The sequence below is a fragment of the Corynebacterium sp. HMSC074H12 genome, from assembly GCF_001813755.1.
Lineage (GTDB): Bacteria > Actinomycetota > Actinomycetes > Mycobacteriales > Mycobacteriaceae > Corynebacterium > Corynebacterium hiratae.
Genome location: NZ_KV813884.1, coordinates 26,204 through 40,779, shown reverse-complemented (window position 1 = coordinate 40,779; position 14,576 = coordinate 26,204). Strand labels below are relative to the sequence as shown.

The window sequence follows — 14,576 nt, the reverse complement described above, 5'->3', positions numbered from 1 at the left end:
GATATTTTCAATGTCAAAAGTACGTGAAGCAGGGGTGCGCGCCCCTCTCTACCCTACGAAGGAGCTTTCCCACATGGACCTGAAAGCCTTGATCGGCCAGTTCTTCGACGACAAGGGCAACATCGCCCTGCCGCCTCACCTCACGTTGGCGGGGCTCGCCGAACACGTCTATGCCGCGGAGCAGCAGGCGGGAATCCCGGATCGCCCGGTCATGCGCCAGTGGGTCTATACCGATAATCCGGAGGGCACCCCGCGCGATATCACCCGCTCCCAGGTCAATACCCGCATCAAGGCGGTAGCAGCGCGCCTGCAGCAGGTGGGCAAGATGGGGGATCGCGTGGCCATCCTGGCGGGCAACTCCCCCGAGTACATCTTCGGCTTCCTGGGCGCGATGTACGCCGGTATGACCCCGATCCCGCTCTATGATCCGAACGAGCCCGGCCACACCGATCACCTGCGGGCGGTCTTCGGGGATGCCAACCCGTCGATCGTGCTGACCAACAACACGTCCGCTGCCGCCAACCGCGCGTACTTCTCGGACCGCCCGGCGGCCGAGCGCCCGCGCATCATCTCCATCGACTCCCTGCCGGATTCGCTGGCACAGAGCTGGGTCAACCCGCTGGAGACGGAGGAAGGCAAGGCTGCGCTTGCCGCGCTACAGACCGCGCCGCTGGACCAGCCGGCCTTCCTGCAGTACACCTCCGGTTCCACCCGCACCCCGGCCGGCGTGCTGCTGACCAACCGCAACATCATGACCAACGTGCTGCAGATCTTCACCGCGGTACAGATTAAGCTGCCGGCCCGCGTGGTTTCCTGGCTGCCGATGCACCACGACATGGGCATCATCCTGGCGGTTTTCGTGACCATCCTGGGCGTCAACCTGGAGATCATGACGCCGCGTGACTTCGTCCAGCAGCCTAAGCGCTGGATTGACCAGCTCAAGCGTCAGCCCATCGATGAGCAGCTGCAGGGAACCTACGCCGTGGTTCCCAACTTCGCCCTCGAGCTTGCCGCGCGCTACGGTGCTCCGGCGGCGGGGGAGACGCTGGACTTCAGCAACGTCGATGGCATCGTGATCGGCTCGGAGCCGGTCACGGAGTCCGCGGTGAATTCCTTCTGGGAGGTCTTTGGCAAGGAGGAGTACGGCCTGCGCCGTGAGACCCTGCGCCCCTCCTATGGCATGGCGGAGGCCTCGCTGATCGTCACCACCCCGCAGACCCCGGAGCGCCCGATCATTTCCCACTTCGACCGCGAGCGCTTGGCTCAGGGTGAGGCGGTCATCGTGGAGAAGTCCGCGGACTCCGTGGCCTACGCCTCCTGTGGTCAGAGCGTCGTGGCTCAGCACCTGACTATCGTGGATCCGGAGACCAAGGTCGAGTTGCCGGATGGCCGCGTGGGCGAGATCTGGCTGCATGGAGAGAACCGTGCCGCCGGCTACTTGGACCGCGCGGAAGAAACTGCCTCTACCTTCCACAACACGCTCGGCGAGCGTTTGGCGGAGGGCACCCGCGTGCCGAACGCGCCGGAGGACAACAACTGGCTGGCCACCGGTGACCTGGCGGCCATCGTGGATAACCAGGTGTACATCACCGGTCGTCTCAAGGACCTCATCGTGGTGGCTGGCCGCAACCACTACCCGCAGGACATTGAAGGCACCGTGCAGGAGGCCTCGGACCACGTGCGCGCGGACTCCATCGCGGCCTTCTCCGTGGAAGGCGGCAGCACCGAGGAGCTCGTGCTGCTCATCGAGCGCGCCGACGACGCCAACCCGGCCGATGACGCCGCTGCATCCGAGGTCATCCGCTCCGCGGTCTCCGCGAACCACGGCGTGACCCCGGCCGTCATCCAGTGGTTCGGCGCTAACGAGATCAAGCGCACCTCTTCGGGCAAGATTGCCCGCCGCGTGGCCAAGAAGAGCTACCTCGCCTCTTAAAGGCGCCGCACCCTCCAACCCCCGTTCCCCGCGTGAGCCGTGGGGGCGGGGGTTGCCGCTGCCTGTGGGTATGTCGGTTATGAGACCTAAGTTAACAAAGTGAGATAATCGTCCGATAACCCCTATAGACGCATCGATGTGCGCGCTTTTGTGCTGCGCAAAATCGACCGCATAGATAGAAAATTTTAGTCCGCGTAAGAAAGCTAGAGATTTATGACCGTTGAAGAGCTTCGTGGCTGGCTGCGCACCTGGGTTGCGCAGACCACCGGCCTGTCGGCAGAGGAAATCACGGACACCAAACCGCTGGAGAATTTCGGGCTGTCCTCGCGCGACGCAGTCGTCCTCTCCGGCGAATTAGAAAACCTTCTCGGGATAAAGCTTGAGCCCACCGTGGCCTACGAGTACCCCACTATCGCGCAGCTGGCCGAGCGCCTCGTCAACGGCGCCGCTGGCGCCCCGGTAGACAGCGCGCCGGGAGCGGGGGCACCACGCTCGACCGCCATCGCGGGCGGGGACATCGCCGTCATCGGCTACGCCGGCCGCTTCCCAGGCGCCAAGAATGTCAACGAGTTCTGGAACATGCTCGTCGAAGGCCGCGCGGGCACCGGCCCGCTGCCCGTCGGCCGCTGGTCGGAGTACTCCTCTGACCCGATTACCAGCGAGAAGATGGAGCAGCAGAACACCGACGGCGGCTACATCGAGGACATCGCTTCCTTCGACGCCGAGTTCTTCGGCCTCTCCCCGCTGGAGGCGGCCAATATGGACCCGCAGCAGCGCATTCTCCTGGAGGTGGCGTGGGAGGCCCTCGAAGACGCCGGCCTGCCCGCCAACCAGCTGCGCGGCACCGCCACCGGTGTCTACATGGGCTCCACCAACAATGACTACGGCATGCTGATTACCGCCGACCCCGCCGAGATGCACCCTTATGCCATGACGGGTACGTCCTCGGCGATCGTGGCCAACCGCCTGTCCTATGCCTTCGATCTGCGCGGGCCTTCCCTCAACGTGGACACCGCCTGCTCGGCTTCCCTCGTGGCGGTCAACCAGGCGGTCAAGGACCTGCGCGTGGGCGCAGCTGATACGGCTCTCGCCGGCGGCGTGAACATCCTGGCCTCGCCGCACGCCTCCATCGGCTTTAGCGAACTGGGTGTCACCTCGCCCACCAGCGCCATCCACGCCTTCTCCGACGACGCCGACGGTATCGTCCGCGCGGACGCTGCCGGTGTGCTCGTGCTCAAGCGCCTCGAAGACGCTGAACGCGACGGCGACACCATCCACGCCGTCATCAAGGGCTCCGCAGTCAACTCCGACGGCCACTCCAACGGCCTGACCGCCCCCAACTCAGACGCGCAGGTCGACGTCCTCGAGCGCGCTTACGCCGACGCCGGCATCCGCCCGCAGGACGTCGACTACGTCGAGGCCCACGGCACCGGCACCATCCTCGGTGACCCCATCGAGGCCACCGCGTTGGGGCGCGTGCTGGGCCCGGGCCGCCAACCGTATAACCCGACCCTGCTGGGCTCCGCCAAGACCAACATCGGCCACTCCGAGTCCGCGGCCGGCGTGGTGGGCCTCATCAAGGTCATCGAGGGCATGCGCCACGGCGTTATCCCGCCAAACATCAACTACGCGGGCCCCAACCGCTATATCGACTTCGACGCCGAGCACCTCGAAGTCGTCGAAGACCCGCGCGAGTGGCCCGAGTACTCCGGCCAGAAAATCGCTGGTGTCTCCGGCTTCGGCTTTGGCGGCACCAACGCCCACGTGGTACTGACCGACTACCGCGGGCTGACCCACCAGGACGCCCCGCAGGTCGCCATCGGCGAAGGCCACCCGGTGGCCCTGCCCGTTTCCGGTCAACTGCCCTCGCGCCGCGCCGCAGCCGCAGCCGACTTGGCAGACTACATCGAAGCCGAGAACCCGAACCTGCTCTCCCTGGCCCGCACCCTCGCGCGCCGCAACCATGGGCGTTCGCGGGCGGTAGTGGTGGCGTCCTCAAGCGAGGAGGCCGTCAAGCGCCTGCGCCAGGTGTCCGAGGGGACCGTTTCCGTCGGCATCGCCGCGGCGGATTCCCCCTCCGTCCACGGCCCCGTCTTCATGTACTCCGGTTTCGGTTCCCAGCACCGCAAGATGGCCAAGGACATGATTGCCCTTTCGCCGCAGTTCCTCGCGCGCTTGGAGGAGCTCGACGCCATCGTGCTGCGCGAATCCGGCTGGTCCATCTTGGAGTTGGTGCGTGATGACGAGCAGACCTACAACACCGAAACCGCGCAGGTAGCCATCACCGCCATCCAGATCGCGCTGACGGACCTGCTGGCCACCTTCGGCGTGCGCCCGGCGGGTGTGATCGGCATGTCCATGGGCGAAATCGGCGCGGCCTACGCTGCGGGCGGCATTAAGGCCGAGGAGGCCATGCGCATCGCCTGCCACCGCGCGCGCCTCATGGGGGAGGGCGAGGCCTCGCTTCCCGACGATCAGCAGGGCGCCATGGCCGTCGTCGAGCTCTCCGCCGAGGAGATCGACGCTCTTCCGGGTTCCATCGAGCCCGCCGTCTACACCGGCCCCGGCATGACCACCGTGGGCGGCCCGCGCGAGGAGGTCCTCGCGCTGGTGGAGAAGCTCGACGGCGAGGGCAAGTTCGCCCGCGCGCTCAACGTTAAGGGCGCGGGCCACACCTCCGCTGTGGATCCGCTGTTGGGTGAGCTCTATGCGGAAATCGCCGGCATGGAAGCCGCTCCGCTGCACACGACGCTCTTCTCCTCCGTCGACCGCGGCAAGGTCTACCGCCCGGGTGCGGTGCTGCACGATGAGGATTACTGGATCCGCATGACCCGCAAGCCCGTCTACCTGCAGGATGCGACGGAGGCGGCGTTTGCGGCTGGGCACACGCAGATCGTGGAGATCTCCCCGAACCCGATTGCGCTCATGGGCCTGATGTCCACCGCCTTTGCCGCGGGCAAGGCGGATGCGCAGCTGCTTTACAGCCTGAAGCGCAGGATGGATCCCACCGAGTCGCTGCTGGACCTGTTGGGCAAGCTCTACGTCACGGGTACTCCGGTGGACTACACCAAGGTCTTTGGTTCCGGTGCGCTTGTCGCCGCCCCGCATACCCGCTTCCGCCGCCAGCGTTTCTGGACGAACGCTCGTCCTTCTTCTGGCGTATCCGGCCTGCCGGGAGCGCGCGTGACGCTGCCGGAGGGCGCGGTGGCGTTCTCCACGAACGCTGACCAGGCGCCGAGCGCGCTGGCCATCCTGGAGGCCGCCGCCGAGGCCGTCACCCCGGGCGCCCACATCGCGGCGAGCGAGGAGCACCTCGACCTGCCCGCGAAGGGCGAGGTCACCACGATTGTTCGCCGCACGCTGGGCGGGCTGTCGTTGGCGGTGCACTACGTGGATGGTGCGACGACCAAGCTCATCGCGGAAGGTTTTGCGTCGACGCTCAACCTTGCCGAACCCGCTGCGGCCCCGGAGCCGAGCCTGCCGCAGGCGGTGACTGCGCCGCAGTTCGCTGACCCCGATGTGGGCGCCGATGCCGTGCGCTGGGACCCGGAGAAGGAGAGCGTGGAGGAGCGCTTGGCGCTCATCGTGTCGGAGTCCATGGGCTACGACGTCTCCGATCTCCCGCGTGCGCTGCCGCTCATTGATCTCGGCCTGGATTCGCTCATGGGCATGCGCATCAAGAACCGCGTGGAGAATGACTTCCAGATTCCGCCGCTGCAGGTGCAGGCGCTTCGCGACGCCTCCCTCGCCGACGTCATCACCATGGTCGAGGAAGCCGTGTCCGAACAGCCCGGTGCTTCCGCGCAGGCGCCGTCCGACGCGGCCGCCGATGCCGCAAGCGCCGAGGCACCTTCCACGCTCACCACGGAAGGCAACTCCACTGAAGACTCGTCTGATGTGAGCGCGAAGGGCGGCGAAGGCGTGGGCGTGGCGCCGCGCGATGCCTCCGAGCGCATGGTCTTCGGCACCTGGGCCACCTTCACCGGTAAGGCCGCGGCCGGAGTGACCTCCGCGCTGCCGCAGGTCAGCGATGAGGTGGCTGAGAAGATTGCCGAGCGTCTCACCGAGCGCGCCGGCATCGAGGTCACCGCGCAACAAGTCTACGAGGCCGAAGCACTGGAGAACCTGGCGGATCTGGTCCGCGAAGGCCTGGAGACCGAGGTCGAGGGCAATATCCGTGTCCTGCGCGAGGCCGATGGCCCCGCCGTCTTCATGTTCCACCCGGCCGGCGGCACCACCGTGGTTTACCAGCCGCTGACTCGCCGCCTGCCTGCCGACGTCGCCGTCTACGGCGTGGAGCGTCTCGAGGGCAGCCTGGAGGATCGCGCCGCCGCCTACATCGAGGACATCCTGCACTACGCGCGCGGCCGTAAGGTCGTGCTCGGCGGCTGGTCCTTCGGTGGCGCGCTGGCTTATGAGGTGGCCTACCAGCTCCAGGAGCGCGCCGCCCGCGGCGAGGATGCGGCCGAGGTGGCCTTCATCGCGCTGCTGGATACCACCCAGCCGGCGCATCCGGCCCCGAAGACGCTGGAGGAAACCAAGGCCCGCTGGGGCCGCTACGCCGCCTTTGCCAAGAAGACCTACGGCCTGGACTTCGAGCCGCCCTACGAGATGCTGGAGACCGTGGGCGAAGATGCTCTCATGGCCATGCTTGCGGAATTCCTCAGCTCCACCGACGCCTCCGAGCACGGCCTGTCCGCCGGCGTGCTGGAGCACCAGCGCGCGTCCTTCGTGGACAACCAGATTCTGGGCTCGCTGGATATGGGACGGTGGGCGTCGGTAAGCGTGCCCGTCATCCTCTTCCGCTCCGAGCGCATGCATGATGGCGCCATCGAGCTTGAGCCGGCCTACGCCGAAGTTAACCCGGACGGCGGTTGGGGCGTTATCGTGAAGGATCTGGAGATTGTGCAGCTGCCGGGCGACCACCTGGCGGTTCCCGACGAGCCCGCAATCGGTATCGTGGGCAAGCACATGGAGGAATGGATCGAGGAGAAGATTCGGAAGTGACTAGTACCGCTGACAAGCTAGCGGACCTACGCGAGCGCCTTGAGCGCGCCCAGGACCCCGGCAGTGAACGCTCCCGGGCCCGTCGCGATGAGGCCGGCCGCTCGACTCCGCGCCAACGCATCGCCGCGCTTCTCGACGAAGGCTCTTTCGTCGAAACCGGCGCCCTGGGCAAGACCCCCGGTGATCCGGATGCGATTTACTCCGACGGCGTGGTCACCGGTCACGGCCGCATCAATGGCCGCCCGGTGTGCATCTACGCACACGATAAGACCGTCTATGGCGGTTCCGTGGGCGTGACCTTTGGCAAGAAGGTCACCGACATCATGGACCTGGCCATCAAGATTGGTTGCCCAGTTATCGGTATTCAGGATTCCGGTGGTGCGCGCATTCAGGACGCGGTGACGTCTTTGGCCATGTACTCCGAGATTGCCCGTCGCCAGCTGCCGCTTAGTGGTCGCAGCCCGCAGATTTCCATCATGATGGGCAAGTCCGCCGGTGGTGCGGTGTATGCGCCGGTGACCACGGACTTCATCATCGCCGTCGATGGTGAGGCGGAAATGTACGTGACGGGCCCGAACGTGATCAAGGAGGTCACGGGCGAGGAGATTTCTTCCCACGACTTGGGTTCCGCCCGCCAGCAGGAGCTCAACGGCAACGTGTCCGTCGTGGTGCCCTCGGAGGACGAGGCCTTTGACATGGTGCGCGATTTGCTGGACCACCTGCCGCTGACCTGCTTTGACGAATCCCCGGTCTTCGATGCGCCTACTGATGAGGAGGTAGCCCAGGACACCGAGCTGGATTCCTTCATGCCGGATGACACGAATGCCGGCTACGACATGATGGACCTGCTCACGCAGCTTGGCGACGACGACGAGCTCATCGAAATCCAGGAGAACTACGCCCCCAACGTCATTACCGCCTTTGGGCGCATTGATGGCAAGGCCGTGGGTTTTGTGGCCAATAACCCGATGCATTCGGCGGGCTGTATTGATGCGGATGCCGCCGATAAGGGCGCGCGCTTTATCCGTATTTGCGATGCCTACAACATCCCGCTGGTCTTTGTGGTTGATACGCCGGGCTACCTGCCGGGCGTGGACCAGGAGAAGGCGGGCTTGATTCACCGCGGCGCGAAGTTCGCGTTTGCGGTGGTGGAGGCCACCGTGCCGAAGGTCTCGCTGATTGTGCGCAAGGCTTATGGCGGTGCTTATGCCGTGATGGGCTCGAAGAACCTGACCGGTGACATCAACCTGGCGTGGCCGACGGCCCAGATTGCCGTGATGGGCTCGGCCGCCGCCGTGGTCATGATTGCGGGCAAGCAGCTCGAAGCCGCCGAGACCCCAGAGCAGCGCGCTATGACGAAGAAGATGTTCATGGACTTCTACGACGAGACCATGACCGCGCCTTATGTCGCCGCGGAGCGCGGATACCTCGATGGCATGATTAAGCCTTCCGAGTCGCGCTTGGCCCTGCGCCGGGCACTTCGCCAGCTTGCCGATAAGCAGGAGAAGGACCTGCCCAAGAAGCACACCATCTCCCCGCTCTAGCGCATCGCCAGCGCCGGCGGGATGGTTGCCCTGCCGAATTCTCTACTGGGGCGGTCAACCTTGTAGCTTGCCGCGGTGCTGGGTAGGAGCTGTGGCCGGTTAGGGCCATTCCCCAAAAACCTGCCGGATTTTTCGCGTAAGGCGTAACGTCAGAGGCATACTCGCACGATAGACATTAAGTCTAGGTCATCGAATAAAGGAGAACTCTCATGCTGTCTAGCGTTATTGACCTCAGTGGCGACATCATCAACCTCGTCATCATGCTGCTCAACCGCGCCGGTGTTACCGTCTCCGGTTCTTCCCTGAGCTCGAAGTAAGCTCTACGCGAACAGCACCCCTCTGCACGGACCCTTCAGGCCGTGCAGAGGGGTTTCGTTTTATGTTCGATTGGTTGGCGTTTCTGGTGAACACGACGGCACTAGGCTTATGCTGGGCGAACTCCGGACAAATCGGAGGTTGCTAGGCGCCATTTTGCCCTTTGGAGAAGCTCAATCCGTGGTTTCGCTTAAGATAAATAAAACAAATCGCGTGTAATGGTGGACACTAGCTACAACGCGCTGTAATGTACCTCACTATCAAAAATATTGTGAGAGAGACGAGGAGAATGCCTCATGGCGTTAGACTTGACAGCTCGTATTCAGCAGCGAAAACCTGATCCGCGCTGGAAACGCCCTCCGCGTTTTATTGCGGGGGGCGAGTGTATAAATTGTCAAGAATGTGTTAGGCGTTGCCCAGCTGCTTTTGCAGCAATCGTGGTTCTAGATCACGGACCTGTAATCATCCCCGAACTCTGCTCAGGTTGTCCGCAGTGTGTGAAAGCATGCCCAATGGATTTCATATATGAGGATTTGGAGGGACAGCGTAACGGTACCCCGGAAGGGCTTTGGAAAAAGGTAGAGCAACGTGAAGAAGCAATTTAGCCGACTTCCAAGTCGAAAAGGTGTGGAAGCAGGGGGCTCAAGACCGAACTGTTTGGACGTTGAGTCGAGGTTTCATTCACTCTGGATTGCAATGGAACGTCAGGTGGGTGAGGGAATTGAGGTCTCTCGCTGGGTGGACAAACTGCTTTCATTTGACGGGCGTTTGACCAGAAGTGAGGCGTTGATCAGTCTTTCCCCGCGTGAGAAGGTCTTACGACGATTGTTTCGCGATTCTGATTGGAACCCTTGTGGTGAAAACAGAAATCAGGTCATGCTACGAGTCTCCCTGCTAGTACACGGAAAGGTCAAGCTAGAGATTTCCCCAACTGAGGAGAAAGCAGATTACCTCCGCGAGGACGAAATCGGATGTCGGACTGTATTTTGCCCTGATCTACCCCAAGCGGTTGAACGTGAATTGGAGAAATGTCAGAGCAGTTCGATTTCCATGAGTCGTCGCGTATCTCTTGCGATCGAGGAATATCATCAACAAGGAGAACTTGCCGTAAGGGTTCGAAGTGTGAATCAAGCGCTCCGGGAAATCCCACCGGTTTGTTGCTATTGGAATGGCGAAGCTGTTCAGAATTTCAGGGAGCCTAGGTCTCTACCAAGTCAGCAAGACTGCTCAGCTCACACCTTAGACTTTACGGAAGAGGAGGTTCTCGGCCCGGTTACTGTACGAGTCTTATATTTCTTCTGGGCCTGTGAGCTCTTGAAAGCTGGCGGTCCGAATTCGCTCGAAACTCTCAACGGCCAAGACCTTGGGAGCATAACGAAGCTTCGGCCTCAACAAGATTTAGAAAATGAGCAGTGTCGACGGATCGAGGGGGTTACCCGTCGCAAGATTGTATCGGTAGTGGAAGCTACTAGCTCCCCCGAGGGTGGTACGAATCCCTCGAAGCTCTGTGATGACGGCGAATTCACGCTCGCGGGTTTTGTCGAGCTGGCCTCTGAAACCATTGAACGGATAAAGTGCCAAACGCGAAGTGATGTTGTTATGACCAGGGGATTTAGGGAGATTGGAGCTCTAAGGAAAGCTTTAGAAGAAGGGGCGATTGAAGAGCTTTCCGACTTTGACATGTACTCACATTACTGTTGGGTACTAGGCGGGGATCGGCATACTGAGGACGAGCTACACGCAATTTCGTCTCGAATGCGATACAACTCGTGGCATCTTCAGCCTTGGGGAAACACTTCGCCGGCGGAAATGCGTCCGATGAGGTATCACCCAGCTACTCTGCCAGATATTTCGTCTAACCTGGACTTTCACCATACTGGACACATTCGGTACTCCGTAAGGCATGCGATTCGAGCCCCCTATTCTCTGAGCCATGGAGGAGAACAGCTTCTTGGTTTCGGTGATATTAGAGCAATGCGCCAATCCGGAGAGCGCTATACCGATGAGGACCTCATGAATTGTGTCACGGCTTCGCGCCGAATGGGGGAATACCTCAGTACACTGTTGGAGCAATCATCTGTGACTGAGTTTTCGGCTGAAAGTAGTCGTTTACCTGAATCCTTGGGTGATCGGATAGCAAATGGTTGTTGACGCACGTGTGACGCGGCTGGCTCGATACAGTTTTGTGTTTGACTATTTTCTGTCGCATCTCGGCTACTTCGCTGTGATGCCGATTCTGGCGCTCTGGCTTCCTGATAAGGTTTCTCCGTTCATCGCTGGTTGTGCGATGGCTGCCTTTGGTATTTCGGTAAGAGCATCAACCTTGGTGATGGGGAGACTCCTACGGTTGCTTCCCTTCGCTGCGGCCATGCAGATCGGCCTAGTTGCGGCGTCGGTTTCTTTCTTTGTCATCGGTCTCCAACCTAATGCGCCACTGCTGGTCGTTGCCTTGCTCTTGGCCGGAGCAGGGATAAACATGAATGGATCGAGTATTCGGCACTACCTTGTTGAATCCGAAGCATCTGAGACGACTAAGTTAGAGATTTTTGGATCGATCAGTATTGCGGTGAACGTCTCAGCAGCGGTCGGGCCAGTCATCGGCAATGTCCTGTTCTCAGCGACGTCGAATGTGATCTTTTTTTATACCGCTGCGTGCTACTTGGCCGCTGCAGTTGTACCGGCGTTGACGTTGTCATACAAGCTAAGACCTCGGAAAGCTGATGTCCGGGGTTCCTTTGCTCGTAGGGTAATTCAGCCCCTAGGCAAGGCAACTGTGCGATGGGTTGTTCTCGGCGTGGTGGTTGGCTACATGCTTTATAGTCAGCTCTTTTCTTCCATAGCGGTAGCAGTCAGTGCGCATTACACGTCGCCGGTCATCCGAGGAACGGTATTTGCCGTAAATGCCCTTTCGGTGGTACTGCTTCAGCCTCTGGGTACGCGATTGATTAAGAAAGCACGAGATAGCGGACTATCGAATCAGACGTTGGTGCTGGTTTCTCCTTTAGTTTTTGTAATTGCCCTGGTCGCGGTGAAGATTAACCCGTTTCTTGGGATAATCATTTTTTCCTTCGCGGAGACTCTTTTTATTCCGCTGGTGGACGCAGCGCTTCTTTCGTTACCAATGACTGGTTCTTTAGAAGCGGTTCAGGCGCGACAGTTAGTGGTTGCCACTGGGGAAGGAATCGGTCTTGGGCTTGGTGTCATCGTTGCTCCTCAATGGATCGCGTTGTCTGCTGCCGTGCTTATTGTCTGCTGCTTTGTTGTGCGCTTAATGAGTGGAGAACATGACGCTAAACAATGCGACAAGGTTCCATCCTCGGCTAAGCATTGAGAGCGCGGCTATTGACACTGAAACTGACAAACCAACAAACAGATCAATGAAAAGGCGATGAATATGAAATTGAACGACCGCTCTGCAGATGGTTCCGGCAGTTCTCCTCGAACGCTGACGCTAGTGATGTTTGGCTATAATCACGAGGCCCTTTGCGCTCTTGCCGAGGCAGACACAGAATTCTGCGTCATCGTGGTGGAGGAGCGTTCACTGTATGAAAAGAAGGGACTTGAAAAGCGATCTGCTGACCCTCGAATTCGATCTGTTCTTTCGCGGTGGGAGTGGTGCGAATACCAGAACAATTCTCCTGCAGCCGTCGAGTGTATCCGTGAGATTCTAAAGGGTACGCATGTTGATGGCATCGTGCCGGGCTTGGAGTATGCCGTAGGTGCTGCCAATGCTGCAGCTCGCGCCGTCGGCCTGCCGCATGCAGGGGAAGATGCTCCCTTGCGAGATAAAATTGCGTTCCGCCGTTGTGTGGGCGGAGTTCAATGGACTGAGGTTAAGAGCGAAAGCGACATCTTCGAGCCGCCCTGTGTGATTAAGCCGGCGAACCGTCAGGCCTCACTTGGTGTCTCAATCATTCGTTCATCTGAAGAGGTTTCGAAGGCGTGGACTCATACGTCGACCGCACGCGAACCTCGCCAGGAAGCGGGCCGACCATGGGATACTCGCTACATTTGCGAGAGCTTGATAGAGGGAGATGAGACGTCGGCCGAATGCCTCGTAGTCGATGGTGATGTGGTGTTCCTGAACATTACGAGCAAAGAGACTAGCGGTGCCGTGGAATTAGGACACGAAGTAGGACAGCACAATCCCGGGGTGGAGGAGGCCATGCGGGACCTGGTGTCGAAGTTGGGGGTGCAGACCGCTCTACTGCATGCCGAATTCAAGGGCACCACACCCATCGAATGCGCAGGCCGCCCACCAGGCGACCGAATCATGCTTCTCATTAATCGGGCGTGGAAAGTAAATCTCTATGAGCAGTGGGCACGTGCACTGTGCCAATATGCGGTCTCAGTGCCACAACAACCTAGTTCTTCAGCAGCTATTCGCTTCATTCACGCGCCGCGGGGTTTGGTACGGAGCATTGAAGATCCAACGGGACATTGCGTTATCACAGTTGAACCGAATACCTGGGTCTCCGAGCTAGCATGCTCGTGGGACAGAGTAGGTTTCGTGGAAGCTGGTACGCACGCGGACGCAGTTCGCCGCGCATCGCAGGTTCGTTTCAAGATGGCCAACGACGTAGTTCTCTATCTCAATCACCGGAGGACTGCCGCGGAATGGACACCAGCATTCGAAGCATCTGATAGTGCGGTGCTTCTCACTGACAAGGAAGTTCGACCTGCCGGCATCATAGAGACAGTGCAGCTTGATACCAATGACCAAGATGCTGTCACTGCAGCAGTGGATGAGTTGTCATCCCGCTACGACATCCGTGGAGTTGTCACGTTCAGCGACCGTGATGTAGAGACGGTGTCCTTGCTTGCCGATAAACTCGGCCTTCCTGCACCATCGCAGGCCGCTGCTCTGAAGGCACGGAACAAATTTGAGATGCGAAAGGCCGTGCAAAGTATCGCACCGCAGATGGTTCCTTCCTTTTCGTTTATTGAACCGGGGGATAATGCACAATCGGTAATGGAGGGGGCAGGAATCACCGTCCCGTGTGTGGTTAAGCCAGTGGATGCTTCTGGGTCTCGAGGGTTTTCCCTGTGCCATACGGCGGAGGAAGTCACGGCTGCGGTGTCCCGATGGGGCGGCCCGATGGTAGTGGAGGAGTTACTGACCGGAAGTGAACACAGCGCTGAGGGATATGCGTACGAGGGGGACGTTCATCTCATAGGCGTGACAGATAAAACGACTACAGCTAAGTTTCGATTGGAAATTGGACAGGTTTTTCCATCGGCCGTAGAGGGAATTCAGGATGCGGTGAAGCCGCTTCTGCAAGCGACAATCGAAGCCCTTGGAATCAATAATTGTGCGTTCCACATGGAGTTCTTCTTTGACGCTAGAACATCAACAGTAAAGTTGGTCGAGATTGCTGCTCGACCAGGTGGAGACTACATTGCCTCCCACTTGGTACCGCAGGTAACCGGTGTATCCTTCGCTCGCGATTTGGTACGCATTGCAACGGGGCAAAGACCTTCATTTGCGGTGCCCCGCGATGGCTATGTGGCGGCAACGCTCAAGCTACATACTGAAAAAGAGGGAGTACTTAAATCTATGGGGCAGCTTCCTACAGCTCCTATCGTCGTAGAATCCCAACAACACGTGCATGTCGGCGATGTGATTACACAACCCCCTGCCGACACATTGAGTTCAATCCTTGCGGAAGTTGTAGTAGTTGCGGCGTCCCGGAGAGAGATTGAAGCTTTTGAATCGAGACTTCGGGAAGTGGAGGTAGTCGTTGAGTAAGCAGCGAATCGGCTTGGTCGGGGCATTT

The 14,576-nt window shown here is 60.2% G+C and carries 7 protein-coding genes; all 7 read left to right on the top strand.

Features of this window, described 5'->3' with window-relative positions:
* The first annotated feature begins 73 nt into the window (after positions 1-73).
* The 7 genes from HMPREF2932_RS02630 to HMPREF2932_RS12995 all read left to right on the top strand — a co-directional run bounded on the left by HMPREF2932_RS02630 (position 74) and on the right by HMPREF2932_RS12995 (position 14,548).
* Complete coding sequence (locus HMPREF2932_RS02630) at positions 74-1,933, top strand: FadD32-like long-chain-fatty-acid--AMP ligase (protein ID WP_049156932.1); 1,860 nt, start codon at positions 74-76, stop codon at positions 1,931-1,933.
* Positions 1,934-2,146: 213 nt separating this feature from the next.
* Positions 2,147-6,940 carry a type I polyketide synthase gene (locus HMPREF2932_RS02625; RefSeq protein ID WP_071409540.1) on the top strand — a complete coding sequence of 1,598 codons (4,794 nt, stop codon included), beginning with the start codon at positions 2,147-2,149 and terminating at the stop codon, positions 6,938-6,940.
* Positions 6,937-8,484, top strand: a complete 1,548-nt coding sequence (locus HMPREF2932_RS02620) for an acyl-CoA carboxylase subunit beta (protein ID WP_371326334.1) — start codon at positions 6,937-6,939, stop codon at positions 8,482-8,484. The genes HMPREF2932_RS02625 and HMPREF2932_RS02620 overlap by 4 nt, the downstream gene beginning before the upstream one ends.
* Positions 8,485-9,095: 611 nt before the next feature.
* Positions 9,096-9,404 carry a DUF362 domain-containing protein gene (locus HMPREF2932_RS13985; protein WP_084738948.1) on the top strand — a complete coding sequence of 103 codons (309 nt, stop codon included), beginning with the start codon at positions 9,096-9,098 and terminating at the stop codon, positions 9,402-9,404.
* On the top strand, positions 9,388-10,950 hold the full coding sequence (locus HMPREF2932_RS13375; protein ID WP_141756276.1) for a hypothetical protein: 1,563 nt from the start codon (positions 9,388-9,390) through the stop codon (positions 10,948-10,950). Before HMPREF2932_RS13985 ends, HMPREF2932_RS13375 begins: the two co-directional genes overlap by 17 nt.
* Positions 10,940-12,130, top strand: a complete 1,191-nt coding sequence (locus HMPREF2932_RS02615) for an MFS transporter (RefSeq protein ID WP_071409538.1) — start codon at positions 10,940-10,942, stop codon at positions 12,128-12,130. The genes HMPREF2932_RS13375 and HMPREF2932_RS02615 overlap by 11 nt, the downstream gene beginning before the upstream one ends.
* 63 nt (positions 12,131-12,193) lie before the next feature.
* Positions 12,194-14,548 carry an ATP-grasp domain-containing protein gene (locus HMPREF2932_RS12995; RefSeq protein WP_168166983.1) on the top strand — a complete coding sequence of 785 codons (2,355 nt, stop codon included), beginning with the start codon at positions 12,194-12,196 and terminating at the stop codon, positions 14,546-14,548.
* Positions 14,549-14,576: the final 28 nt, after the last annotated feature.

Excerpts from the sequence above, each read along its gene's own strand:
- HMPREF2932_RS02630 (WP_049156932.1), top strand. The coding sequence starts at position 74 with ATGGACCTGAAAGCCTTGATCGGCCAGTTCTTCGACGACAAGGGCAAC.
- HMPREF2932_RS02625 (WP_071409540.1), top strand. The coding sequence starts at position 2,147 with ATGACCGTTGAAGAGCTTCGTGGCTGGCTGCGCACCTGGGTTGCGCAG.
- HMPREF2932_RS13985 (WP_084738948.1), top strand. The coding sequence starts at position 9,096 with ATGGCGTTAGACTTGACAGCTCGTATTCAGCAGCGAAAACCTGATCCG.
- HMPREF2932_RS02615 (WP_071409538.1), top strand. The coding sequence starts at position 10,940 with ATGGTTGTTGACGCACGTGTGACGCGGCTGGCTCGATACAGTTTTGTG.
- HMPREF2932_RS12995 (WP_168166983.1), top strand. The coding sequence starts at position 12,194 with ATGAAATTGAACGACCGCTCTGCAGATGGTTCCGGCAGTTCTCCTCGA.